The organism is Microvirga sp. BF8 (assembly GCF_059888585.1).
In genome coordinates this window covers 4,340,387-4,365,844 of sequence record NZ_CM187619.1, presented here as the reverse complement: position 1 = coordinate 4,365,844, position 25,458 = coordinate 4,340,387, and the positions used below count along the sequence as shown (strand labels likewise).

Here is a 25,458-nt window from a genome sequence, read left to right as displayed (position 1 = left end):
TGCCTGTCCTCCCACGACCCGGTTCCGCTTATAAGGCCAGGCTTCTGCGACCAAAGGGCGACGAGCTATTAACCCACCGTTAACCCTGCCGGTCGGAGACTTCGACCCTGCGTTCCTTCCACGAAGCCGTTCCATGAGCGACCTTCTCGTCAGCATCCGCCACGCCAAGCCCAGCGACGCCGAGGCTTTGTCCCACGTGTTCGAATCCGCGTGGCGCGAGGCCTACCGTGGCATCATCCCAGGCGTGGCGCTGGAGAAGATGCTGACCCGGCGCGGACCGCGCTGGTGGCGCTCCACGGTGAGCCGCGGGCGGCCCCTGGTGGTGATCGATCTCGGGCAGGGCGTTGCGGGCTACATCTCCTACGGGCGGTGCCGCGACCGGTCCCTGCCCGCCGAGGGCGAGATTGACGAGTTCTATCTCCTGCCCGAATATCAGGGCGTCGGGCTGGGGCGGCGCCTGTTCCAGGCGGTGCGCAACGATCTCCACGACCGCGGCATGGACCGGGTCGCGGTCTGGGCGCTGGCGGACAACGAGCGAGCCTGCGGGTTCTACGAGGCGCTCGGCGGCGTGCCGCAGGCCCGGGTGAAAGAGCGCATCGGCGGCGTGCCGCTGGCCAAGATCGCGTTTCTTTTTCCTGCGGGCCGACTCTCCTGACGGCGGAAAGCTAAGACCAAAATCCGACCGCCCATGAAAAATGCGCCGGCACCTTGTTGCTGACGTCCTCACCGGTTAGGAAGCGTCCCACGTGAAAGTCCCCTTCCGGAGAAAAGCTTGATGCGCCTGGATGCGATCCCGATTGGAAAGAACCCGCCGGATGACGTGAACGTCATCATCGAGGTGCCGCTCGGCGGCGAGCCCATCAAATATGAGATGGAGAAGGAATCCGGCGCCCTCTTCGTGGATCGCTTCCTCTATACGGCCATGCGCTATCCGGGGAACTACGGTTTCATTCCTCATACCCTCTCGGGAGATGGCGACCCCTGCGACGTGCTGGTCGCCAATACCCGCGCGGTCATTCCCGGCGCCGTCATGAACGTGCGCCCGGTCGGCGTCCTGGTCATGGAGGACAATGCGGGCGAGGACGAGAAGATCATCGCCGTGCCGTCCCATGCGCTGACCCAGCGTTATGATCGGATCGAGACCTATACGGACCTGCCCGAGATCACCCTCAAGCAGATCGAGCACTTCTTCGAGCACTACAAGGACCTGGAGCCCGGCAAGTGGGTGAAGATCATCCGCTGGGGCGATGCCGCCGATGCCCGCCGCCTGATCAATGAAGGCATCGAGCGGGCAAAGAAGAAGGGCTGAGCCTCCGGTCCAATCCTCGCGAGTCCGAAGCGGCCGGAATTTCTCCGGCCGTTTTCTTTGGCGATCGGGACTGCAGCAGGACTCCGCCGCCCCCTGCGCGTCGAAGACGTAGCAGGTTCCGGGACCGCGGCATGCCGATCCGCTCGCCGAGGGCGAAGCGCTCCCGACCGGGCCTTTCGGAGCATGAGAGCGATCCACGCCGCGTGTGAAGAACGTCGGCGTTAAGAATTTCGCGACAGATGACCCTTCTTATGAAGAAGAGAGAGCGAAGTTACTTCGCTCTTCTTGCCCTGCGCGGACCAAGGTCCTAGACAATTCCGGCCATGCCGTTGCGTCCAGGCCGATCTGGTTTGCACGAAGGCGCCTTCCAGAGAAGAGGTGTCGATCCATGACCGGAATGCCGACGCGACGCACCCTGCTCCTTGCAGGCCTCTCGGCCGCGGCATTGGGCGGATCCGTCCTGGCCGCCGCCTCCGAGGAGGCCCTGACCCTCGACCAGTTCCGTGCATTGTCGGCACGGCTGATGCAGGTGACGGTCTCCGACCTCGATCCCGGAACCGCCAGGATCCTTCTGGCCGGACTCACGCAGGCCGGCCTGGGACCGGCCCTCGCCGCCCTCCTTCGCGATCCGATGCCCACCGGTTCCACCGTGGAGGATCTCGTCACGGCCTGGTATTCGGGCGTCTATGACACCGGTCACGGCGAGGCAGTCGCGACCTTCACCGATGCGCTCGTCTGGAACGCACTCGACTTCACGAAACCCTTTGCCTCTTGCGGCGGCGAAACCGGCTATTGGGCCGAGGCGCCGCAGGGCTGATCCGCGAGCGGAGCAACATGGCCGATATTCAAGCCGACGTGATCGTCGTCGGGTCCGGCGTCGCGGGAGCCCTCCTCGCCGCAAAAATCGCTGAGGCCGGTCTCAAGGTCGCGATCCTCGAGGCCGGCGCGAAGGTCGACCGGGCGGACGCGGTGCAACGCTTCTGGGATGCGCCGATCAAGGTGCCGGAATGTCCCTATCCGGCGACTCCCGAGGCGGATCATCCGGTCACGGACGATCGCGACCATTGGTACCGGCAGAGCGGCCCGGACATGTTCAAGAGCACCTATCTGAAGGTGGTCGGCGGCACGACGTGGCATTGGCTGGGCACCTGCGTGCGTCTCGTCCCCAACGATTTCCGTCTGAAGAGCCTCTACGGCCACGGAGCCGACTGGCCGATCTCCTACCAGGACATCGAACCGTTCTACGGCCAGGCGGAGGAGGAGATCGGCGTTTCCGGCCGTTCCACAGAAAGTCTCGGAGCACCGCGCTCGCGCCCCTTCCCGATGGATGCGATCCCGCAGACCTATCTCGACAAGGCGTTCGCAACGGCGCTCGAAGGCAGCGGCTACGAGGTTCGCCCGACACCCCAGGGTCGCAATTCGACGGAGCGTGACGGCAGGCCGGGCTGCTGCGGCAGCGCGAGCTGCATCCCCGTCTGCCCGGTCCAGGCGAAATACGATGCAACCGTGCACGTGGCGCGCGCCGAGGCCAAGGGCGCGGTCCTTTACGACCGCACCACCGCGACCTTCGTGGAGATCGGCCCCGACCGGAAAGTCGCGGCGATCCGGTTCAAGCGCTCCGACGGGAGCGAGGGCCGTGCCGTCGGAAAGGTGTTCGCGATCGCCGCCCACGCCATCGAGACGCCGCGCCTGCTGCTGCATTCGCGCTCCGAGGCGTCGCCGAACGGGGTCGCGAACTCCTCCGATCAGGTCGGGCGCAACCTGATGGATCATCCCTCGCAATTGAGCTGGGCCCTCGCGGACCGGCCCGTCTGGCCCTATCGCGGTCCGCTGTCGACCTCCGGCATCGAGAATCTGCGGGACGGCTCCTTCCGTACGGAGCGCTCCGCCATCCGCGTCGAGATCGGCAATGACGGCTGGTCCTGGCCGACCGGCGCGCCGATCACGCTGCCGGCGATGTTCGTGAAGCAGGGCCTGCGCGGAAAGGCGCTCGATGCGGCATTGAAGGATCACGCCTCCCGGCATGTCCGCCTCGCCTCGCTCATCGAGCAGTTGCCCGACCCGGAGAACCGCGTGACGCTCGATGCCACGGACCGGGACATGTATGGCGTACCGCTGCCCCGCCTCTCCTATCGCATCGACGACTATGCGAAAGCGGGACTTGCCGCCGCGCGGGCGCTTCATGCGGACATCTTCGCGAAGCTCGGCACGACCGAGATCCGGCACGATCCGGACTTCCAGGGGGCAGGCCATGTCATCGGCACGGCGCGCATGGGCGACGATCCCGCCACGTCCGTGGTCGACAGGGACCTGCGCAGTCACGACCATCCCAACCTGTTTCTTCTGGGATCGGCGGTGTTTCCGACGTCCGCCACCGGCAATCCGACGCTGACGATCGCGGCATTGAGTCTGCGCGCGGTCGAATCCGTCAAAGCAGCCATCGGGGCCTGACGCCCTTCTGAAACATGGAGTCCTGGGACATGATCGTCCGTCTCTCGAAAACGGTCATGGTCGCGGCCATTGCGCTGTTCGCGACCCTGGTCGGCTTCGGCAACATCACCGATTACGGCAGCAACCTCGCCTTCGTGAACCATGTCCTCGACATGGATACGGTCTTTCCGGACACGACGATCCGCTACAGGGCGATTTCCAGCCCCGCGCTTCATCACGCCGCCTATGCGCTGATCATTGCGGCGGAGGTCGTGACCGCGCTGCTTTGCTGGATCGGCGCCTACAGGATGCTGGCCGCGCACCGGCAGAATGCAGTCCTGTTCCGCCGTTCGAAGGCATTCGCCGTAGCAGGACTGACGATGGGATTCCTCGTCTGGCAGGTGGGCTTCATGTCCATCGGCGGCGAGTGGTTCGGGATGTGGATGTCCCAGCAATGGAACGGCGTTCCCTCCGCCTTCCGGTTCGTGGTGACGATCCTCGCCGTCCTGATCTATGTGGTTCTGCCAGACGAGGATTGAGAGCCGGAGAGCCATCCCGGTGGCATGGCCGGAGCCGCGAGGCCCCGGCCATGGTCCGACTCACTCGCTGGCGCGGGTCTTCGGCGGCTCGGGCTTGTTGCCGTCGAAGGTGTAGGCGGTCTTGACGGTGGTATAGAACTCGGCTGCATAGCGGCCCTGCTCGCGCGGCCCGTAGGAGGAGCCTTTGCGGCCTCCGAACGGCACGTGATAGTCGACACCCGCCGTCGGCAGGTTGACCATCACCATTCCGGCCTCGCTGTTGCGCTTGAAATGCGAGGCGAATTTCAGGCTTGTGGTGCAGATGCCCGACGACAGGCCGAACGGCGTGTCGTTCGCGACCGCCAGCGCTTCCTCATAGTCGCGCACCCGCGTCACCGTCGCCACCGGCCCGAAGATTTCCTCGCGGGCGATGCGCGTGGAATTGTCGATCTCCGTGAACAGGGCCGGCGCCAGGTAGAATCCGGGGTTCTCCCGGTTCAGAAGCTCGCCGCCGCAGACGAGCTTGCCGCCTTCTTCCTGCCCGAGGCGGATATAGGACAGATCCTGGTCGAGCTGGTTCTGGTCGACAACCGGCCCGATCTGGGTGCCGGGCTTGAGGGCGTCGTCCACGACGAGGCTGCGCATCCGCGCACTCACCGCATCGACGAAGCGATCGTGCACGCCCTGCGTCACGATCAGCCGCGAAGAGGCGGTACAGCGCTGGCCGGTCGAGAAGAAGGCACCGTTGACCGCGCAATCCACTGCCACGTCGAGATCGGCATCGTCGAGCACCACCAGCGGGTTCTTCCCGCCCATTTCGAGCTGCAGCTTCTTCATCGGCTCCGCCGCGATGCAGGTGGCTGCGATGCGGCGGCCGGTGGCGACCGAGCCGGTGAACGAGATCGCCGAGACCTCCGGGCTGGTCAGCAGCGCCTCGCCGACCACCGAGCCCCTGCCCATCACCAGGTTGAAGACGCCCTCCGGCACGCCGGCGCGGACGATGATCTCGGACAGGGCATGGGCGGAACCCGGCACCAGTTCCGCCGGCTTGAACACGATCGTGTTGCCATAGGCGAGCGCGGGCGCGATCTTCCAGGCCGGAATGGCGATCGGGAAGTTCCATGGCGTGATCAGCCCGACGACGCCGACCGGCTCGCGGGTGATCTCGATATCGACACCGGGGCGCACGGAGGCGAGCTTGTCGCCCGCCTGCCTCAGGCACTCGCCGGCGAAGAACTGGAAGATCTGGCCGGCGCGGACAACCTCGCCGATGCCTTCGGGCAGGGTCTTGCCCTCCTCCCGCGACAGGAGCTGGCCGAGTTCGTCCTTGCGGGCGACGATTTCGTCGCCGATTTTCTTCAGGATATCGTGGCGCAGCTGAATCGAGGACCGCGACCACGCCGGAAAGGCGTCGTAAGCGGCGGCGATGGCGGCGTGAGCATCGGCAACCTCGGCACGGGCGAACTCGCCGACCACATCGTTGGTGTTCGAGGGATTGACGTTGGACGCCCCATGCGCCGCCTCGACCCATGCTCCGCCGATATAGTTCTTCTTCATGTCAGCGCTCCATCTCATGTCTGCTGCGTGTTCGAAAGGTTGAGGATCACGCCTTATGGTGATCCTTGATGTATTCGCGAAGCGATTTGCCCGCATTCTCGATATGCGTTTTCAGCAGCGCGCAGGCCACCGTGACATTTCCCTCGGCGCACAGCCGCACGAGCTCCGCATGCTCCGCCTCGGCGCGCTCCATCCCTCCGGTCAGCGAAAGCTGCAGCCGCGTGTGCCGGTCGCATTCCTGAAGAAGATTGATGACGATCGCAAGGGTTCGCGGCTGCCCGGCGTGCTGGTAGAGCAATCTGTGGAACTCCGCGTTCAGCTCGCCCCAGCGGCCGACATGCTCGGCACGCAGCTCCGCGCCGTACTCCTGCAGGATCGCATGGAGCTGCCGGTAGTCGTCCTCCGTCAGGTGGCGCGCGGAGGCTTTCAGCAGGCGCGGTTCGAGCAGCGCGCGCAGCTCGAAGAGCTCCTCCACCTCTTCGGTGGACAATTCCGAAACGATGGCGCCCCGGTGCGGGTGGATCTTCACCAGTCCCTCTGCCTCGAGCTGCATCAGCGCCTCGCGGACCGGAATGCGGCTGACGCCGAACTCGGTGGCGAGCGCGTCCTGGCGCAGCTGGAAGCCCGCCGCGAAGGCCCCGTCGATGATTCGACGACGCAGCTCCTCGGCGACGGCCGCGGAGATCGTCCGGTGCCGGAGGGTTTTCTGGGCCGGTTTCGCGGCGGGTGGCGCTCTGAAATTCATCTGTGGCCGGTGTCGGAGGATCGGCGGAGCCGGGATGATAGCAGCTCCGGACCCGGTTGGCTTGACATGGAAGATTTTATACAATCTACAATACGAAATCTCAACCGCTGTCTCAGGAGCAGGACGACATGGGCGCAAGAATCGGCTGGGAAGGCGTGTTTCCCGCGGTCACGACACAATTCAGGTCCGATTTCTCCCTCGATCTCGACGCGACGGCGAAGGTCCTCGAAGGACTGATCCGGGACGGCGTGTCCGGGCTCGTGGTCTGCGGCACGGTGGGGGAAAACACCTCCCTCAGCCGCACGGAGAAAGTGGCGGTGATGGAAACCGCGAAGGCCGTCTCCCGCGGCAGGGTCCCGGTGATTTCCGGCATCGCCGAGTTCACGACAGCCTTCGCCTGCGAGGTTGCGAAGGACGCCGAACGTGTCGGTCTCGACGGCGTCATGGTGATGCCGGCTCTCGTCTATTCCTCGAAGCCGCATGAGACCGCAGCCCATTTCCGCGGCGTTGCGAAAGCCACCGACCTGCCGGTGATGGTCTACAACAATCCACCCATCTACAAGAACGACGTGACACCCGAGATCCTGGCCTCGCTCGCCGATTGCGACACGGTCGTCTGCTTCAAGGATTCGTCGGGCGATACGCGCCGCTTCACGGACGTGAGGAACATGGTCGGCGACCGCTTCGTGCTCTTCGCGGGCCTCGACGACGTGGTGGTCGAGAGCGTCATGCTCGGGGCCGCGGGTTGGATCTCCGGCATGTCGAACGCCTTCCCGCGCGAGGGCGAGACCCTGTTCCGCCTCGCGAAGGCCGGCCGCTTCGAGGAGGCGATGCCGCTCTACGAATGGTTCATGCCTCTCCTCCACCTCGATGCGCGTCCCGATCTCGTGCAATGCATCAAGCTCTGCGAGAAGATCATGGGCCGGGGTTCGGACATCACCCGTCCGCCGCGGCTTGCGCTCGGCGCCGAGGAGCGCGCCGCCGTCGAGGCGGTCATGGATCGGGTCCTGAAGACGCGCCCCGCCCTCCCGGAGGTCGGGCTCAAGCCGGCCGCCTGATTGATTGGCGGGACGGTCGAGCCCCCTCCTCGACCGTCCCGCTCTCTTCCCCTACGGTCGGCGACAATCTCCACAGAGAACGCATTCATGGCGCGGCACACCTTCTTCTGCATCGACGGGCATACCTGCGGAAACCCGGTCCGCGTGGTGACCGGCGGGAGCATTCCGATTCTCAAGGGCGAGACCATGTTCGACCGCCGCCAGCATTTCCTGGCGGAGCATGACTGGATCCGCACCGGGCTGATGTTCGAGCCGCGCGGCCACGACATGATGTCCGGCTCCATCCTCTATCCGCCGACGCGGCCGGATTGCGACGTGGGCATCCTGTTCATCGAGACGTCTGGCTGTCTTCCCATGTGCGGACACGGCACCATCGGCACCGTGACCATTGCCCTCGAAAACGGGCTGATCCATCCGAAGACGCCCGGGCTCCTGCGACTCGACACTCCGGCCGGAATGGTCGAGGCGCGCTACGAGCAGAACGGACCCTTCATCGAGAAGGTGCGGATCACCAACGTGCCGTCCTTCCTGTACGGGACCGGCTACGAGGTCGAGGTCGAGGTCGAGGGCCTGGGGACGCTGAAGGTCGACGTCGCCTATGGCGGCAATTTCTACGCGATCGTCGAGCCGCAGGCGCTCTATGCCGACCTGTCGGCGATCAACCCCTCCAATGTCCTGCGCTGGAGCCCGAAGCTGCGGGAGGCGTTCAACGCGCGCTACACCATCGCACATCCGACCAATCCCGCCATCGACCGCCTGACCCATGTGATGTGGACCGGCACGCCGCAGACCGAGGGCGGAACCGCCCGCAACGCGGTCTTCTACGGCGACAAGGCCATCGACCGCTCGCCCTGCGGCACCGGCACCTCCGCCCGCATGGCGCAGCTGGCCGCACGCGGCGACCTGAAGGAAGGCGACACCTTCGTCCACGAAAGCATCATCGGCTCCACCTTCGCCGGCCGCATCGAGGGACGGGCCAAGGTCGGCGACCGCGACGCCATCATCCCATCGATCGAGGGCTGGGCGCGGGTGACCGGCTTCAACACCATCATCATCGACGACCGCGATCCCTTCGCCCACGGTTTCCAGGTGGTCGACCGGACAGGCCGGGCATGAGGTCCTGACATGCGGGTCGCGATCATCGGCGCGGGAATTGTCGGAACGGCGGCGGCGCATGCCCTCCTCGACGCGGGTCACGAGGTCGTTCTCATCGACCCGGAGGGCATGGAGGGCCGGGCGAGCGACGGAAATGCCGGCTGGATCGCCCATACGGACATCATGCCGCTGGCCTCTCCCAAGGTGTGGCGCAGCCTGCCGGGCTGGATGGTCGACCCGCTCGGGCCGCTCACCATCAGGCCCGGCTATCTGCCCCGGCTGATGCCGTGGCTCCTGCGCTTCGTCCTCGCTTCGTCACCGGGGGCCATCGCATCGAGCATGACGGCGATCCGGTCCATCAACGCGCAGGCGCTGCCGGCCTGGCGCGCGCTGCTCGACCGGCTCGCGCTCAGTCACTTCCTGCTCGAGCGCGGGCTCCTCTCCGTCTGGCGAAATCCGAGCGGGTTCGAAAGCGCAAAGGCGCTCCTTGCCCGCCAGCGCGATGTGGGCATTGCGGTGGAGGTTCTCGATCCGCACGCGCTGAAGCGCATCGAGCCCGCCCTCGAACAGGTGGCGGCAGCGGTGCTGTACCCGGAGGTCTGCCATGTTGCCGATCCGGGATCCCTCGCCTCCGATCTGCTCAAACGTGCGACGGAGCGGGGTGCTCAGCGGATCCGCGGCAAGGCCATCGGCATCGACCGCGACGACAGGGCCATCGTGATCCGGACAGAGGACGGCGAGACCGTGCCGTGCGACCGCGCTGTCATCGCCGCCGGCGCATGGTCCTCCGCCCTGGCGAAGCAGGCGGGCGACCGGATCCCCCTCGATACGGAGCGGGGCTACAATGCCACTTTTCCGACCGGGACTTTCGGGCTCGACCGGCCTGTCATGTACGAGGGCGAGGGCTTCGTGACGACACCCCTCGGCACGGGAGACCGGGTCGGCGGCGCGGTGGAATTCGCCGGCCTCAAGGCCCCGCCGAACCATCGCCGCACGGAGGCCATGATCCAGCGGCTGAAGCGTTTTCTCCCGCATCTCGACGAGACGCGCCCGGCAAGGCGCTGGATGGGATTTCGTCCCTCCGTTCCGGATTCGCTGCCGGTCATCGGCCCGGCCAGCGCGGACCGGAGGATCATCTATGCCTTCGGGCACGGCCATCACGGCCTGACCCAGGCGGCCGTCACCGCGCAGATGGTGGCCGCCCTGGTCGACGGGCGCACGAGCGTTGTCGATCCGGCGCCCTTCGCGGCCCAGCGCTTTTCGCGCTGAGCGGAAACTCTATTCGGCAGCCTGGCGGACGGGCATGAACCCGATCGGCTGACGCTGCGGCCCTTCCTGCTTGAGGGTGCGCAGGATGCTCTCGTAGTCCTGCTCCATCTCGGGCGTGACGGAGGGCCTGGTCTCGCGCAGGGCCTGGTCGAAATGGGCCTTGGTGACCGTCCTGGCATCGATGGATTCCCGCAGCGCAAGGAGTCCTGCCCGCCGCGTCAGGTCCTCGAGATCGGCACCCGTATAGCGGTTGGTGCGCTCGGCGAGGCCGTCGAGATCGACATCGTCGGCGAGCGGCATGTTCTTGGTGTGAATGCCGAGGATGTGGCGGCGTCCGACGGCATCCGGGACGGAGACATAGACCAGCTCGTCGAACCGCCCGGGCCGCAGGAGCGCCGGATCCACGAGGTTCGGCCGGTTGGTGGCCGCCATGACGACCACGCCCTGAAGCTCCTCGAGCCCGTCCATCTCGGCAAGGATCGTGTTGACGACGCGCTCCGTGACCGCGGGCTCGCCCATGCCGCCGCCGCGCACCGGCGCGAGCGAATCGATCTCGTCGATGAAGATCACCGTCGGCGCGACCTGGCGGGCGCGGGCGAACAGGCGCGAGACCTGCTGCTCGGATTCGCCATACCATTTCGAGAGCAGATCGGAGGATTTGGTGGCCACGAAGTTCGCCTGCGCCTCCCGGGCGACCGCCTTCGCGAGCAGGGTCTTGCCGGTGCCGGGCGGGCCGAAGAGCAGGAACCCCTTCGCCGGGCGGATGCCCATGCGGCGGAAGGCCTCCGGGCTTTTGAGCGGCAGCTCGACCCCCTCCCGGAGAAGCGTTCTCGCCTCCTCCAGGCCGCCGATGTCGTTCCATGTCACGTTCGGGACCTGGATCATGATTTCGCGCAGCGCCGAAGGCTGGACCCGCCGCAGGGCGTTCATGAAATCCTCACGGGTCACCTGGAGGTTGTCCAGGACCTCCGAGGGGATCCCCTCCTTCAGGTTGATGTCGGGCAGGATGCGGCGCAGGGAATCCATGGCCGCCTCCCGCGCCAGGGCGGACAGATCCGCGCCGACGAAGCCGTAGGTGATCCGGGCGATCTCATCGAGATCCACGTCCTCGGCCAGCGGCATGCCCCGGGCGTGGATGGCGATCACCTCGCGGCGCCCCGGCTCGTCCGGAACACCGATCACGATCTCGCGGTCGAACCGCCCGGGACGTCGCAGAGCCTCGTCGATGGCCTCGCGCCGGTTCGTCGCGCCGATCACCACGATGTTCTGACGCGGCTCGAGTCCATCCATGAGGGTGAGAAGCTGCGCCACGATGCGCCGCTCGACCTCGCCGGTCACCTCCTCCCGCTTGGGCGCAATGCTGTCGATCTCGTCGATGAAGATGATCGCCGGAGCGTTCTGCTGCGCCTCCTGGAACACCTGCCGGAGCCGCTGCTCGGATTCGCCGTAGTGGCTGCCCATGATCTCGGGACCGGCGATGTGGAAGAACTGCGCTTCCGTCTCGTTGGCGACCGCACGGGCGAGGAGCGTCTTGCCGGTTCCGGGAGGCCCGTAGAGAAGCACCCCTTTCGGCGGATCGATGCCGAGGCGCTGGAACAGCTCTGGATGACGCAAGGGAAGCTCGACCATCTCCCGGACCTGATCGACCGTGTTCCCCAGACCGCCGATGTCGTCGTAGGTGACGTCGGCCCGGCGCGCGTCCTTCGGCTCCTCGAATTGCGGACGCAGCTCCACTTCCGTCTCGGCCGTGACCTGCACGATGCCGCGGGGCTGTGTGGAGACCACCACCAGGCGGATCTCCTGCAGGCCGTAGGCGGGGATGTTGAGAAGTCCGCGGAGCTCCTCGGGCATGCGCGGATCGGCGGTGCGGGAATGAACCGAGGTCGAGATCACGTCGCCCGCGGTGAGCGGACGCCGGTAGAACGTGCGCCGCAGGGCATCGCCCGATCCCTGGAGGCGGACGTTCTTCTGCGCCGGAGCGAGCACGATCCGCGTCGCGGGACGCACCTCGGCGCGCCTGATCTCGACGAGATCGCCGCTGCCGACACCCGCATTGACCCGCTGGAGGCCGTCGAGGCGCAGGATGTTGAGGCCTTCGTCCTCCGGATAGGGCGCCACGGCGATGGCCGTCGTGTGGCGCTTGCCGATGATCTCGATGGCCTCGCCTTCGTGCAGGCCGAGTTCCGAGAGAACCTTCTGGCTGATGCGCGCGACGCCGCGCCCGGCGTCTTCCGGCCTCGCATTGGCCACCTGCAGGCGTGTGCCCTGGGTTTCGTCCGCCATGATTGTCTCCCTCGCCCGAAGCGCGGCAATTGCCCGCGATGTGAGGTGTCCCCTTTGCCGAACGATCCGGATGGGATGTTCCAGACCCGTCCCGCGCTCTGCCCCCATGACGAAGGACAAACGTTCGGTGTGCGGAGTTGTTGCATGAGGGGATCGCGATCCCGGCAACATGCACGGCCGGCAATAGGGTCGTTTCACCGTCAGAGGCGAGGCGGCTCTCCGTCATTCCGGATGGCTCGAAGGACCGCGCGAATCGGGGAAACCCGTCACCGCTGACAATTCAGACTGAAGGGCTATGGTTGCCGTTGCGCCTGATCCTGCATCGTCGTGTTCATGAGTTCCGGACTTGCCCGACGGCCATCCCGGATGACACGCGCCTTCCCCCACCCCCCGCAGGGAGACGGACAAGGTGTGGCGTTTCCATGGATCCTTCCCTGGCTCGGATGACCCTGACGGCAGCTGTGCCGTCGTCAGACGACGAAGAAGTCGTGATAGGTCAGCTTGAGACCCTTCTGAAGCGTCGCAATCTGGATTGCAGCGGCATGGCCGGTGCCATCCGGATCATAGAACAGGGCACCGTTCTTCTTGTTGTAGATGATCCGGTCGCTCGCATCGTGCACGTGATCGCCGATCCAGAAGGCGCTCTTGGCGAGCGCGCCCTTCTTGGGCAGCTTGGTGAAGATCTTCCGTGACAATTGGAACGCATCGTCCTTGGGCACGAAGTCGTAGACCGTGTCCACGTTCGTGCGCACGTTGGGTCGTGCATCGAGGACGAACACGTCCTTGCCCGAGCCGCCGATCAGCCCATCGTTCCCGGTTCCGCCGATGAGCGTATCGTTGCCGGCTTCGCCCCAGAGCGTGTCGTTCCTGCCGAGGCCGGTGATGCGGTCGTTTCCTGCCTCTCCGGCGAGAGCATCCTGGCCGGAGGTGCCCTTCAGGACGAGCGGATTGGTCTCGACCACGTTGCGCACGTTGAGCGTGACGGTCTTGAGCAGGTCTTTTCCGTAAGCGTCGGCCGCCCGGATCACGACGGTGTATTGCCTCGCGGCTTCATAATCGAGCGCGCCTTTGAGGACGAGGCTCGATCCGTTGATGGCGAAGAGCCCGCCCGCATTGGACACGAGGGAATAGGTCAGCGCATCGCCGTCGGGATCCGACCCGAACAGGGTGGCGATCGTGGAGCCGGGCGCCGTGGCTTCGGACACGCCGGTGCTCGACAGGAACAGGCTCGATGGCGCATTGTTGACAAGGGCTGTCGTCTTGTCCGCGAACTGGACGAAGCGGATGTCCTTGAGGGTGTCTTCGCCATCCGGCCCGGTGACCTTGAAGGTGCCGTCCACATTGCTTGTGACCGTGTAGGCACCGCTGTTGCCCGCATAAACGGCCGTGTCTTCGCCGGAACTGCCGTCCAGGCTGTCGTTGCCCAGCCCGCCGGTCAGGCTGTCATTGCCACCGCCCCCGGTCAGGGTGTTGTCGAGATCGTTGCCGGTCAGCTTGTCGGCACCGGAACCGCCCTCCAGCCTTTCGATATCGATCAATGTATCGCTGCCATAGGCGCCCGTGTTCTGGGACGTGGCGTTCCCCAGGGAGACCGTCACCGCCGAGGCCCCCGAATAGCGGACCGTGTCGATGCCGTCGCCGCCCTCGAGCACATCGTTGCCGTATCCGCCCTCGAGCGTATCGTTGCCGGCGCCGCCGCGAAGCGTGTTGTAACCATCGCTTCCCGTCAGCTTGTCGTCCTGCGCACTGCCGATGACGTTCTCGACGTTGAGGATCTGGTCCCACTGGAAGCCGGTATATTGCTGGCCCGTCGCAGCAAGACTCAGGGTTACGCCTCCGGTGGCAAAGGAATAGTCGACCGTATCGTTGAGGCCTCCGCCGCCATCGATATAGTTGCTGCCGGCGCCGGGGGAGAAGGTTTCGGCGCCGGTGCCTCCATGGGCGGTATCGTTGCCGGCGCCGAGAAGGATCCGTCCGGTCACATTTCCCTGCGTCCCGTCATAGATGTCGCCGCCGTCGCCAAGGTCGATGGCCACCGCGCCGGGGCTGGCGGAGGTCGTCTTGATCAGATCCGCGTTGGTGACGTGGTCCGCTCCGGCACCGCCCTTGATGGCGAGGCCCGACGCCGAAATGGTCCCGGCGTTGAAGAGGTCGAGCGTGTCGGATGACGATGGAGCATCCGTCTGAAATTCGAGTCCGACGGCAGCGGTGAGCGTTCCCCGGTTCGTTATGAGCGCATGCCCGCCCGACAGCCGGATCCCCGTTCCGCCGCCGGCGGTGATCGAACCGATATTCGTGATGGCGCTTGTGCCACTATAGGAGACGACGATGCCGTGACTGGCATCGGAGACGATGACGCCCTCGTTGTAGACGGCACTGTCGCCCCCTTTCAGTTCGAGGGCGAAGCCGCTGCCCTGAACCTTGAACGTTTCCGCGATCGTGATCCGCTGCCTCAGGGCCGTCTGCAGCGCGATGCCCGACGCGGCGACGATATCGAGGCCGACGAAGGTCGTGCCCGCGTCGGGCAATTCGACGAGGGCGTTGGCGCCGGGCGCCGGAAGCGGATGGGTCGTGTCGAAAAAGTAATTGGTCATGGAAATTTTCCAGGATCGGAACGGAGGATTTCCAGACCAATACGATATCCTGTTACATGAATAAAGGGCTGCGGCGCCGCATCTTCGTCAGAGCGCCTCGCCCTTGAGAAGGCGCGGGGTACGCCCGGCCATCCCGGCCGCCTCGCGGATGAAGAAGCTTTTGAGCGCGGGCATCCGGTCTACCAGGCCGAGGCCGAGATCACGGATCAGGCGGACCGGCAGGACATCGTTCGAGAACAGCCGGTTGAGCCCGTCCGTCACCAGGCCCATGGCAGTAATGTCGGCCCGCCGCGCCCGCTCGTAACCGTCGAGCACCTCGGCGCTGCCTGGATCCTGGCCCAGACGCAGCGCCTCCGTGACGATCTCGGCGAGGGCCGCGGCGTCATGCAGGCCGAGATTGAGGCCCTGGCCCGCAATGGGATGGATCACATGGGCCGCGTCGCCGAGAAGCGCCACACGGTCGGCGGTGAAACGGCGCGCCACTCCGAAGGACAGGGGAAAGGCCTGCGGCTTCGTCTCGAAGGACAGGGCGCCGAGCTGGAGGCCGAAGCGGCGCTCGAGCTCCACCAGCAGGTCCTCCGGGTTGGCCTGGAGGAGATGAGGCACCTCCGTGCTGCGCTCCGTCCACACGATGGAGGAGCGGTGCTGGACGCTTCCGCCCGGATGCGTCTCGGCCTTGAGGGGCAGGATCGCGAAGGGACCTGCGGGCAGGAAATGTTCGATGGCCCGGCCCTCGTGGTCGCGGCTGTGGCGGATCGTGGCGACGATGGCGGACTGGCGGTAGGGCCAGGAAATCCAGGCGATGCCCGCCTGCTCGCGCAGGCGCGAGCGCGCGCCGTCCGCGGCGACGAGCAGGGCCGCCCGCAGGGGACCGCCCCCATCGGTGACGACATCGATACCCGCCGCATCGGCCGAGAAGCCCGTCACGCCCGCCGCCATCAGGGACACATCCGCATTCCGGCAGGCCTCGACCAGCGCGGCGGTCAGGTCGCCGCCCGCAACCATATGGGCCAGGGGCTCGCCCGCAGCCGCCTCATCGCCCGCGAAGGTCAGGAAGGTCGGCCGTACCGGGTCCTGCAGGCTGCTGTCGGTGATCGCCATGTCGCGGATCGGCTGCGCCGCGTCGGCCACCTTGCCCCACACTCCCAATGCGTCGAGCATGCGCCTCGCCGCGGGGGCGATGGCGTAGGCGCGCTTGTCTCCGTGGGGATCCCGCTTCAAAGCCGGATCGCACATCGTCACGTCGATTCCGTCGCGGAGAGCCTGCTTCAGGGCGAGAGCCAGCGACAGACCGGCGAGGCCGCCTCCTGCAATGACGATGCGAGGGCTCTGTCCGCTCATGGCTGTCTCCTGACGATGATCCCGGGAGGAATCTAGGGCACAAGGGCGGTGTCCGCGATGGATCGTTTTCCGTCAAGCTTGACGTTCCACGCCGGCTCTCCGATGGATGGAGTTTCGCGAGAGGACCCCAATTCATGTCCAGTGCCGTCGCCAACCTGCTGAAGCTTCTCGATCTCGAGCCTCTCGAGGTGAACCTGTTTCGCGGCCAGAGCCCGAAAGTCGGCTGGCAGCGGGTTTTCGGCGGACAGGTGATCGGGCAGGCCCTCGTCGCCGCGGCGCGGACCGTGGAGGGCCGGCTTCCCCATTCGCTCCATGGCTATTTCATGCTGCCCGGCGATCCGAAGGTCCCGATCATCTACGAGGTCGACCGCATCCGCGACGGGCGCAGCTTCACCACGCGCCGCGTGGTGGCGATCCAGCACGGGCAGGCGATTTTCTCCATGTCCGCCTCCTTTCAGGTGGCGGAGGAAGGCTTCGAGCATCAGGCGCCGATGCCGGACGTGCCGGGGCCGGACGAGTTGCCGAGCGAGACCGTGGTGAAGGCCGATCTGCTGCGGAAGATGCCCGAGCCGATGCGCACCTATTTCGAGCGTGAGCGACCCATCGAGATGCGTCCGGTGGAGATGCACCGCTACATGGCAAAGGAGCCCGGCGCGCCGCTCTTCCATGTCTGGATCCGCGCCACGGACCGTTTGCCGGACGACCCGGCCGTGCACCAGGCGGTGCTGGCCTATGCCTCGGACATGACCCTGCTCGACTCGTCCCTCATTCCGCATGGAAGGACGGTGTTCGATCCCACGGTGCAGGCCGCAAGCCTCGATCATGCGCTCTGGTTCCACCGTCCCTTCCGAGCCGATGAATGGCTGCTTTACGCTCAGGACACCCCCAATGCCTGCGGTGCGCGCGGCTTTTCCCGTGGTCTGATCTTCAGGCAGGACGGCACTCTGATCGCCTCCGTAGCGCAGGAAGGCCTGATCCGCGACCGCAGCTGAGAGAGCCGCCGCCCGATTTGCCACCGGGCGGCGGGCTCTCGTCACACGGCGGGCGGATTGACGTGGGCGAAGCCCGCCTGGCGGTAATAGGGCCAGTAGGGATAGGCGGGAGTGACGGCGCTCGCCGTATCGAGCCGTGCCATCTGCTCCTGCGTCAGCGCCCATCCGACGGCGCCGAGATTCTGGCGCAGCTGCGCCTCGTTGCGTGCGCCCACGACCACGGTCGACACGGTTGGGCGCTGCAGCAGCCAGTTGAGGGCGATCTGCGGCACCGTCTTTCCGGTTTCCTCGGCGACGGCATCGAGGGCATCGACGACGCGAAACAGGAGCTCGTCGGAGACGGGTGGGCCGTATTCCGCGGTCTGGTGCAGGCGGCTCGTCTCGGGCAGCGTCCCGCCGCGGCGGATCTTCCCGGTGAGCCGGCCCCAGCCGAGCGGACTCCACACCACCGCGCCGACACCCTGGTCGAGGGCAAGCGGCATCAGTTCCCACTCGTAGTCGCGGCCGATCAGCGAATAATAGGCCTGATGCGCCACATAGCGCGGATAACCGTGGCGATCCGCGATGCCGAGCGATTTCATCAGCTGCCAGCCGGCGAAATTGGATACTCCGGCATAGCGGATCTTTCCCATGCGGACGAGATCGTCGAGGGTCGAGAGGACCTCGTCCACGGGCGTCCGCGCATCGAACGCGTGGAGCTGGAGAAGATCGATGTAATCCGTCCCGAGGCGCTGCAGGGCCGCCTCGACGGCGACGATCAGCCGGGCGCGGGACGAGCCGGACAGGTTGGGGCCCTCGCCTGTCGGCAGGCCGGTCTTGGTGGACAGCAGGACCTTGTCCCGCCGTCCCTTGATCGCCGCGCCCAGGACCGTCTCCGACGCTCCGTCGGAATAGACGTCGGCCGTGTCGAACAGGGTCACGCCGGCCTCGAGGCAGATGTCGATCAACCGCCGCGCTTCGGTCGTGTCGGTATCGCCCCAGGCGCTGAAGAGCGGTCCCTTGCCGCCGAAGGTGCCGGCGCCGAAGCTGAGCACCGGGACTTCGAGGCCCGAATGTCCTAACCGTCTGTATTCCATGGTCAGATTCCTTGTTGCGAGAGGAGCGGAGCGGAACCGCGCCGGTCGAGCCAATGGCTGAACAGCGCGAGGCCGAGACCGGCAAGGGTGACGAGAGTGGCGGCGACCGGCACCGCTTCGAGGCCGGGGCCGTGATCGATGACGAGACCGCCGATCCAGGCGCCGAGGGCATTGCCGAGATTGAACGCTGCGATGTTCAGGCTCGAGGCGAGCCCTTGGCCGGCGCCGCCGGCCTTTTCGAGCACCCGCAGCTGCAGGGGCGCGACCGTGGCGAAGGCGGCGGCCCCGAGGAGACCGACGAAGACGATGGCGATCGCCTTGTCATGCATCGCAAAGGTCATGAGGCCGAGAACGAGCGCGAGAAACGCGAGCGTTCCGATCAGCGTCGGCATCAGGCGCCGGTCGGCCAGCCAGCCGCCGCCAAGATTCCCGATGGCGAGGCCCGCCCCGAAGACGAGAAGGATCGGCGAGACCGCGGCTTCAGAAAAGCCGGTGATGCGGGTCAGGATCGGCTGCACGAAAGTGAAGACCGCGAAGACGCCGGCATAACCGAGCACTGTCATGGCAAGGCCGAGCCCGACCTGGACCCGCATCAGCCCCGCCCATTCCTCGCGAAGGGACGTGCTCTCCTCGTCTCGGGGACTGCCGGGAATGATGGCGGCAAGGACCAGTGTCGCCACGGCGCCGATGGCGGCGACCGTCCAGAAGGTCGCGCGCCAGCCATGGGCGAGGCCGATCCAGGCCCCGAGCGGCACGCCGAGCAGCGTCGCCGCCGTCAGGCCCGTGAACATGATGGCGATGGCGGAGGCCTTGCGGTCCGGCGCCACGAGGGAGGTCGCGACCACGGAGCCGACGCCGAAGAAGGTCCCGTGCGCCAGAGCCGTGACGATGCGCGCGCCCATGAGGGCGCCATAGCTCGGCGCGAGGGCGCAGGCGATGTTGCCGATGGTGAAGATGACCATCAGCGCGACGAGGACTGTCTTGCGCGGCCATTGCCGCGTCAGGATCGTCATCGCCGGCGCGCCGATGGTCACGCCGAGAGCGTAGCCGGAGATCAGCAGACCGGCCATGGGGATCGAGACGCCGAGGTCCCCGGCGACCTGGAGCAGAAGCCCCATGATCACGAATTCGGTGGTGCCGATGGCGAAGGCACCGGCAGTGAGAGTGTAGAGGGCAAGGGGCAAGGGCGGTTCCCGTTCATGGCCGTTTCGGTGACGTCCGCCAAAGCTAGAGGCAGACGCTCCTTTGAATTAGAATGCCGATGGGAATATGATTTGTGAGATGAATTCACATGGCTCGAATCGACGTCAACCGCTCCGGAGAGATGGAGGTTTTCGTGCGGGTCGTGGAACAGTCGGGCTTCTCCGCCGCGGCCCGCGTCCTGCGCATGACCCCGTCAGCCGTCAGCAAGCTGGTGGCGCGGTTGGAGGCGCGGCTCGGCGCCCGCCTCGTGCATCGCTCCACGCGCCGACTGCAGCTGACGCCGGAGGGCGTCGCCTTCTTCGAACGGGCGAAGCGCGTCCTGGCCGAGATCGACGACGCCGAGCGCGAGGCGTCCGTGGGGGCCGCACCGAAAGGCCGGGTCCGGGTCAACAGCAACGTGCCCTTCGGCCTGCATCATCTCCTGCCGCTCGTGCCGGGCTTCCTGGAGCGCTATCCCGAGGTGAAGCTGGACATCGTGCTGACGGACCAGGTCATCGACCTGTTCGAGGAGCGGGCGGATGTAGCGATCCGTGTCGGTCCGCTGCGGACCTCGCAGCTCGTCGCGCGCAAACTGGGAACGAGCCGGATGGTGGTGGTCGCGTCGCCACGCTATCTGGCGCAGTCCGGCACGCCACGAAATCTTGCGGACCTCGAGAAGCATAACCGGATCGGCTTCAACTTCGCCCGCAGCTTCGACGAATGGCCGTTCCTGGAAGACGGACAGACGCGAACCCTGCCGGCGGTGGGAAATGCCCAGGCCGGCGACGGCGAGACCTCCCGGCGCCTCGTCCTTGCCGGTGTCGGGCTGGCCCGCCTCGCCTGGTTCCATGTCGGCCCGGACATCGCCGCGGGGCGCCTCGTGCCCGTGCTCGAAGCCTTCAATCCCGGCGACACGGAGGACATTCACGCGGTCTTCGTTGGCCAGGGCGGCCGCCTGCCCGCCCGGGTGCGCGCCTTCATCGACTATCTCGCCGAGACCGTCTCGCTGCCCGGCAATCCGGCGCCGTCATGAGAAAAGGGCGCCAGTGGAAACCCCGCTGGCGCCCGGTGTTCATGCGTGGTCCCGCAGATTCAGCTTCCCGCCTTCTTCACGAAGCGGTCGTCGAAGGTGGTGGACAGATCGACCTTCGCGTCCTTCAGTTCCGGATCGAGGGTCTTGAGCATGTCCATGACGCTCGCCATCCCGTCCGGCGGAACGATGCCGGTCCGGGAATAGCTTTCCAGCGAGTTCTGCACCGCCTTGATGTACAGCGGCTTGTCGCCGAGATGGTATTCCGGAGGCACGGCTTCCGCGACATCCTCGGGCTTCGCCGACTGGATCCACTTCAGGGACTTCATGAAGGCATTGACGAGACGCTGGGTCGTCACCGGATTGGCGTCGATGAAATCCTTCTTCGTGTAGAGGGTCGCGGCGGGATTCGAGCCGCCGAACAGGGCCCGGGTTCCGGCCTCGGTGCGGGTGTCGATGAGGACCGCGATGTCGCCGTCCGATTCGAGCTTCGCGATCACCGGGTCGAGATGCGCGATCACATCGATTTCGCCCTTCTGCATGGCGGCGACCGCACTCGCGCCCGAGCCGACGCCGATGATGGCCGCATCGCTGGGTTTGAGCCCCGCCTTCACCATGGCGTATTGCGTCGTCAGCGCGGTGGAGGAGCCCGGCGCCGTCACGCCGATCTTGAGGCCCTTGAAGTCGGCGGCGGACTTGATCTGCCCGGACTTGTCCTTCTTGACCGCGATCACGATGGCCGGGAAGCGGCCGAGCTCGGTGATGGCGCGGACGTCCTGGCCCTTGGCCTGCATGCGGATGGTATGCTCGTAGGCGCCGGTCACCACGTCCACGGAGCCGCCGATCAGCGCCTGGAGCGACTTGGCGCCGCCGCCGAAATCGTTGATCTCGACATCGAGCCCCTCCTCCTTGAAGAAGCCCTTGCGCTCGGCGATCGTGAGCGGGAGATAGTAGAGCAGCGGCTTGCCCCCGACGCCGAGGGTGACCTTGCTCTTCTCCGGCTTCTCCTGCGCGAAGGCGCTGCGGCTCATGCCGGCGGCGAGCGCGGCGGCACCGGTGCCGATCAGAAATGTGCGGCGTTCCATATCGTCTCCCTCTCTCGTTGATGGTTGTTGGATATCAGGATTGCTCAAGCCTGCCCGCTTGTCGATGGTCCCGGGCGCCAGACGAGAAGCCGTCTCTCGATCAGCGTCACGACCATGTCGATGAGGATCACGAAGATCGACAGGATCAGCATGCCGGCGAAGACGCCCGTCACGTCGAACACGCTCTCGGCCTCGTGAATCTTGTAGCCGAGCCCGGCCGAGGATCCGAGATACTCGCCGACCACGGCACCCACGAGCGCGAAGCCCACCGATGTGTGCAGGGACGAGAACATCCAGGTCAAAGCCGCGGGCCAATAGACATGCCGCAGGAGCTGGCGCTCGTTCATCCCCAGCATGCGCGCATTGGCGAGCACCACCGGACTGACCTCGCGCACGCCCTGATAGACGTTGAAGAACACGATGAAGAAGACGAGGGTGAAGCCGAGCGCCACCTTCGACCAGATTCCAAGGCCGAACCACAGGGCGAAGATGGGCGCAAGCACCACGCGCGGCAGGGCGTTCGCGGCCTTGATGTAGGGATCGAACACGGCGGCGAGCATGTCGCGCCGTGCGAACAGGAACCCGAACAGAATGCCGCCTCCGGCGCCGATGGCGAAGGCAAGGACGGTCTCCAGCAGCGTGATGCCGAGATGGCGCCAGATCTCGCCGGTGGCGAACTCCTTCCACGCCCGCGCGATCACGTCGATGGGGTTCGAGAAGAAGAACTGCGTCTGCTTGACGGGTGCGAGGATCGGATAGGCGGTGAACACATGCCACAGCAGCAGGAACACGATGCCGACGGCGATCTGGAGCGCGAGCAGTTTCACGCGTTTCATGATGTCTGCTTCCCCGTCGTTCCGAAACCGCTCTCATCGTCATTCCGGCCCGCGCCCGAAGGCGCGGGCCCGGTATCCCTGGCCGCCGCACATGCAGGATGGAATGCGGCGAGCGCCGGCGTTCTCGTCTTGAAACGCTGGTGTCTACGGGTTCCGGGTTCCGCTTCGCGGCCCAGGAACGACAATGGTTGAGTCGTCACGGCATGGCCCCCTCGCCCTGCGCATAGGCCTTCTGCACCTCCGTGCGCAGGCTCGCCCAGATCTCCTTGTGGATGTGGTGGAAGGCCGGCTCCAGCCGCACCTCGGCGATGTCGCGCGGACGCGGCAGCGCCACGGGGAAATCCCCGATGATCCGCGCGGCGGGGCCCGCGGACATCACCACGACGCGATCCGCGAGGGCGATGGCTTCCTCGAGATCATGGGTCACGAAGAGCACGGCCTTGCGGTCCGCCGCCCAGAGGTCGAGCAGAAGGTTGCCCATGATCTGCCGTGTCTGCGCATCGAGGGGCCCGAAGGGCTCGTCCATGAGCAGGATCTCGGGATCGCGGATCAGCATCTGCGCGAGCGCCACGCGTTTCCTCTGCCCCCCGGAGAGCATGTGGGGGTAGCGGTCCACGAAGGCGGCGAGCCCGACGCGGCGCAGCCATTCGCGGGCCTTGTCCCGCGCCTGCGCGAAGGACAGTCCCTTAGGCTCCAGGGCAACGGCGACGTTCTGCAGCGCCGTCTTCCAGGGCATGAGCGCATCCTGCTGGAAGAGATAGCCGGCGCGGCGGTTGAGACCCTCGAGGGGCGTCCCGAAGATCGAAACGCTTCCCTCCGACGGCTTCAGCAGACCAGCCGACGCGTTGAGCAGCGTCGACTTTCCGCACCCGGTCGGCCCGACGATGGCGATGAACTCTCCCGGCCTGGCCGCGAGATCGATGGAGGCGACGGCGCGGTAGGCACTTCCCTTCGCACCGAAGGTAATGGCGACGTTGTGGAGAAAAACGGCTGGAGCAATTGATGGTACCGGCATGGAGCTGTGCGTTTCCCGCGTCTGTCGGCGACGCTTACCGTCAGCCTAAAGCCTCATCTCGCTATGGCAAGGGCAATTGCCATAGCGGCACGTAGCGTGATCGGGAAGGGACGATGTCCAGAAGGCAAATGTCCAAGGGCCGGACGCGATCTCAGCCTCATGCCCTCGCAGGCGGCTCAAATCCCGCGAACGGACAAGCTGCCCTTTTCCAGGCATAAAGTCATGTTTTGAGCGGAGATCGCAAATCAACGCTGCAGAAGCTCATCGGTTCCAACCCGATTTCAGAAATTCTACTCGGGGGTCAATTCTCATGATTTCGATCTCGCGCGGCCTCGCCGGCGTCTTTCTAGCCATGGTGGCGCTGATTCCGGCAGGGCCGGCATCGGCAAAGCCTCCGGCTCCCATGGCTCTCTCCGACCAGCGGATGGCGCAGCTCCAGCAGGTCAACAGCTATGTGAACAGCACCATTACCGAAGTTTCCGACATGGAACAGTACGGCCGTGAGGACGTCTGGACGCTGCCAACCAGCGGCAAGGGCGATTGCGAGGATTTTGCACTGTTGAAGCGCAAGATGCTGATCGAACGCGGCTGGCCAGCCTCTGCCTTGTCGATCGCCGTCGGCATGACCTCGCAGGGCGAGCCTCATGCGGTCCTCACGGTCGCCACCGACCGGGGCAGTTATGTGCTCGACAATCTTACCCCTTCCATTCTTCCTCCATCCCAGACCGGCCATACCTTCTATGCGCGGCAGTCCGGCCGTGGCTGGATCTCGGCATCCGGGGCGAGGACGAGCGAGCCGACCGTCGACCTGCCCGTGGCCGGTCGCCAGCCCGCCATCCGGGCCAGCTTCCGCAGCCGGGGTGGCTAGCCTCGTTCGGATCGTTTGAAAATCCGCGGGAACCGTTTGGCGGGTTCGGCGCTTTAATAGACCATGCAATAATAGCTTGTGGCGTTAAATACCTTCCTGATTAACGAAAGTTTTCAGGGAGGTATTTTATTGGCTCATTGTTATTCACTTAATAATACTAAGTTTGGCTGAAATATTAATCACCCAAAATAGCCGGAATAAGTCTTTATTGACATAGGATTCAGAAATTTTTCTTGTGAAACCCGGAACTATGTCTTTCGGCCGGCGTCAATTTGGCGATCCGAGCCACATTTTGTGACTCTCCCAACAAATTCAATCGTCTATAGGTGAACCATGAGACGTTCGCACGCTCTCGCCTTGTCCGGCGCCGCCCTTTTGCTTGCCTCTTCAGTCCCGTCCTATGCCCAGCCCGCGAGATCGGGGCAACAATGCGTGCCTGCGGTGGCGAACGCTTCGATGTACGGCAATTGTCGTCTTCATGTCGTTCAGGGAGAGGAAGTCTGCCGCTGCGCTATCCTTCCCAAGGCCCTGCGCCCGGCAAACAATCTGTCCGGTCGCGGCAGCCCTGTGACTGGATCCATCGGCGCGACGACGCCGGCGGTGAACGGGGCGTATCCCACCGCCGCTCCGGGTCTGCCCGGGCTTCCTTCAATCTTCGGCAACGGCTCCCCCCTCAGCACCGGTTCTGTGGCGGCCCGCGGTCAGGCGCAAGGTACTTTGAACGGTGGCGCCCTGAGCACCAGCAGCGGCAGCAGCACCTTAGGCAGCAATGTTTCGGGCGGGTTCGGCGGCGCCCGCGGCGCGGCGTCCGCCAGGGGTGCAGCGGAGCCCGGCGCATCCTCCAGCCTCGGCGGTAGCGGCACTGTTGGAAGTGGCGGCGTTGGAGGTAGCGGTACCGGCGGCGGTGGCACAGTCGGAAATGGTCCAGGCAACCCGGGCAACGACAAGAGTGTTGGCAACGCCGGGGAAAGCCCGAACGGCAGCGATTTCGGCGGCGGCTCGCGTGGCCGTGGCGACGTCGGCGACAGAGGCGGCGGTCGCGGAAACCATGGCGGCGACAATGGCAACCACGGTGGCCAGGGCAATAACGGCTTCGGCAACGGCGGTGGCGACGGCAGCCCGAACGGCAAGCAGGATTCGACCCGCTAAGGCCATCGCCCTCTTCGCCTCTTCGA

General features: G+C 65.8%; 22 protein-coding genes. 12 read left to right on the top strand and 10 right to left on the bottom strand.

Annotated elements, in window-relative coordinates:
* Positions 1-133 precede the first annotated feature (133 nt).
* From AC522E_RS20595 to AC522E_RS20575, 5 genes are all read left to right on the top strand, one after another.
* The gene (locus tag AC522E_RS20595) at positions 134-655 is read left to right on the top strand and encodes a GNAT family N-acetyltransferase (RefSeq protein ID WP_500748086.1); all 522 of its coding nucleotides are present in this window, start codon (positions 134-136) and stop codon (positions 653-655) included.
* A 120-nt stretch (positions 656-775) separates the two neighbouring features.
* Entirely contained in the window at positions 776-1,309 is a 534-nt protein-coding gene (ppa, locus tag AC522E_RS20590; RefSeq protein WP_500750790.1) for an inorganic diphosphatase, read from the top strand.
* Between the two features lie 388 nt (positions 1,310-1,697).
* Positions 1,698-2,126, top strand: coding sequence for a sugar dehydrogenase complex small subunit (locus tag AC522E_RS20585; RefSeq protein WP_500748085.1), 429 nt, complete (start codon positions 1,698-1,700; stop codon positions 2,124-2,126).
* Between the two features lie 17 nt (positions 2,127-2,143).
* Positions 2,144-3,760 (top strand): GMC family oxidoreductase, encoded by a 1,617-nt coding sequence (locus AC522E_RS20580; RefSeq protein WP_500748084.1) that lies wholly within the window; start codon positions 2,144-2,146, stop codon positions 3,758-3,760.
* A gap of 29 nt (positions 3,761-3,789) precedes the next feature.
* A complete protein-coding gene (locus tag AC522E_RS20575; RefSeq protein ID WP_500748083.1) occupies positions 3,790-4,278 on the top strand; it encodes a DUF2165 family protein in 489 nt (162 codons plus the stop codon).
* Positions 4,279-4,338: 60 nt separating this feature from the next.
* Here AC522E_RS20575 and AC522E_RS20570 read toward each other — a convergent pair whose 3' ends face one another.
* Positions 4,339-5,814: an aldehyde dehydrogenase family protein gene (locus AC522E_RS20570; RefSeq protein ID WP_500748082.1), complete on the bottom strand. Its 1,476-nt coding sequence runs from the start codon at positions 5,812-5,814 to the stop codon at positions 4,339-4,341.
* 46 nt (positions 5,815-5,860) lie between these two features.
* On the bottom strand, positions 5,861-6,559 hold the full coding sequence (locus AC522E_RS20565; protein ID WP_500748081.1) for a GntR family transcriptional regulator: 699 nt from the start codon (positions 6,557-6,559) through the stop codon (positions 5,861-5,863).
* Positions 6,560-6,687: 128 nt separating this feature from the next.
* Here AC522E_RS20565 and AC522E_RS20560 point away from each other — a divergent pair, with 128 nt between their 5' ends.
* The 3 genes from AC522E_RS20560 to AC522E_RS20550 all read left to right on the top strand — a co-directional run bounded on the left by AC522E_RS20560 (position 6,688) and on the right by AC522E_RS20550 (position 9,981).
* Complete coding sequence (locus AC522E_RS20560; protein WP_500748080.1) at positions 6,688-7,617, top strand: dihydrodipicolinate synthase family protein; 930 nt, start codon at positions 6,688-6,690, stop codon at positions 7,615-7,617.
* An 87-nt stretch (positions 7,618-7,704) separates the two neighbouring features.
* The gene (locus tag AC522E_RS20555; protein WP_500748079.1) at positions 7,705-8,733 is read left to right on the top strand and encodes a 4-hydroxyproline epimerase; all 1,029 of its coding nucleotides are present in this window, start codon (positions 7,705-7,707) and stop codon (positions 8,731-8,733) included.
* A gap of 9 nt (positions 8,734-8,742) precedes the next feature.
* On the top strand, positions 8,743-9,981 hold the full coding sequence (locus AC522E_RS20550; protein WP_500748078.1) for an NAD(P)/FAD-dependent oxidoreductase: 1,239 nt from the start codon (positions 8,743-8,745) through the stop codon (positions 9,979-9,981).
* Between the two features lie 9 nt (positions 9,982-9,990).
* On the opposite strand, the gene AC522E_RS20545 is transcribed toward AC522E_RS20550, so the two are convergent.
* The 3 genes from AC522E_RS20545 to AC522E_RS20535 form a co-directional block, all read right to left on the bottom strand.
* Positions 9,991-12,264: a CDC48 family AAA ATPase gene (locus AC522E_RS20545; protein ID WP_500748077.1), complete on the bottom strand. Its 2,274-nt coding sequence runs from the start codon at positions 12,262-12,264 to the stop codon at positions 9,991-9,993.
* Between the two features lie 470 nt (positions 12,265-12,734).
* Positions 12,735-14,858 (bottom strand): cadherin domain-containing protein, encoded by a 2,124-nt coding sequence (locus AC522E_RS20540; RefSeq protein WP_500748076.1) that lies wholly within the window; start codon positions 14,856-14,858, stop codon positions 12,735-12,737.
* 87 nt (positions 14,859-14,945) lie between these two features.
* Entirely contained in the window at positions 14,946-16,199 is a 1,254-nt protein-coding gene (locus tag AC522E_RS20535; RefSeq protein ID WP_500748075.1) for a ubiquinone biosynthesis hydroxylase, read from the bottom strand.
* A 134-nt stretch (positions 16,200-16,333) separates the two neighbouring features.
* Between AC522E_RS20535 and tesB the strand changes: the two genes are divergently transcribed.
* Positions 16,334-17,191 (top strand): acyl-CoA thioesterase II, encoded by an 858-nt coding sequence (gene tesB, locus AC522E_RS20530; protein WP_500748074.1) that lies wholly within the window; start codon positions 16,334-16,336, stop codon positions 17,189-17,191.
* Between the two features lie 41 nt (positions 17,192-17,232).
* Here tesB and AC522E_RS20525 read toward each other — a convergent pair whose 3' ends face one another.
* Both AC522E_RS20525 and AC522E_RS20520 read right to left on the bottom strand, forming a co-directional pair.
* Positions 17,233-18,267, bottom strand: a complete 1,035-nt coding sequence (locus AC522E_RS20525; protein ID WP_500748073.1) for an aldo/keto reductase — start codon at positions 18,265-18,267, stop codon at positions 17,233-17,235.
* A 2-nt stretch (positions 18,268-18,269) separates the two neighbouring features.
* The gene (locus AC522E_RS20520) at positions 18,270-19,451 is read right to left on the bottom strand and encodes an MFS transporter (protein WP_500748072.1); all 1,182 of its coding nucleotides are present in this window, start codon (positions 19,449-19,451) and stop codon (positions 18,270-18,272) included.
* Between the two features lie 107 nt (positions 19,452-19,558).
* Between AC522E_RS20520 and AC522E_RS20515 the strand changes: the two genes are divergently transcribed.
* The gene (locus AC522E_RS20515) at positions 19,559-20,482 is read left to right on the top strand and encodes a LysR family transcriptional regulator (RefSeq protein ID WP_500748071.1); all 924 of its coding nucleotides are present in this window, start codon (positions 19,559-19,561) and stop codon (positions 20,480-20,482) included.
* Between the two features lie 59 nt (positions 20,483-20,541).
* Here AC522E_RS20515 and AC522E_RS20510 read toward each other — a convergent pair whose 3' ends face one another.
* The 3 genes from AC522E_RS20510 to AC522E_RS20500 form a co-directional block, all read right to left on the bottom strand.
* Positions 20,542-21,564 carry an ABC transporter substrate-binding protein gene (locus AC522E_RS20510; protein ID WP_500748070.1) on the bottom strand — a complete coding sequence of 341 codons (1,023 nt, stop codon included), beginning with the start codon at positions 21,562-21,564 and terminating at the stop codon, positions 20,542-20,544.
* A 44-nt stretch (positions 21,565-21,608) separates the two neighbouring features.
* The gene (locus tag AC522E_RS20505; protein WP_500748069.1) at positions 21,609-22,400 is read right to left on the bottom strand and encodes an ABC transporter permease; all 792 of its coding nucleotides are present in this window, start codon (positions 22,398-22,400) and stop codon (positions 21,609-21,611) included.
* Between the two features lie 196 nt (positions 22,401-22,596).
* Entirely contained in the window at positions 22,597-23,415 is an 819-nt protein-coding gene (locus AC522E_RS20500) for an ABC transporter ATP-binding protein (RefSeq protein ID WP_500748068.1), read from the bottom strand.
* Positions 23,416-23,725: 310 nt separating this feature from the next.
* On the opposite strand from AC522E_RS20500, the gene AC522E_RS20495 reads away from it, so the two are divergent.
* Together AC522E_RS20495 and AC522E_RS20490 are read left to right on the top strand one after the other, a co-directional pair.
* Positions 23,726-24,283, top strand: coding sequence for a transglutaminase-like cysteine peptidase (locus AC522E_RS20495; protein ID WP_500748067.1), 558 nt, complete (start codon positions 23,726-23,728; stop codon positions 24,281-24,283).
* A 333-nt stretch (positions 24,284-24,616) separates the two neighbouring features.
* Positions 24,617-25,432 (top strand): hypothetical protein, encoded by an 816-nt coding sequence (locus AC522E_RS20490; RefSeq protein WP_500748066.1) that lies wholly within the window; start codon positions 24,617-24,619, stop codon positions 25,430-25,432.
* The last annotated feature ends 26 nt before the right edge of the window (positions 25,433-25,458 follow it).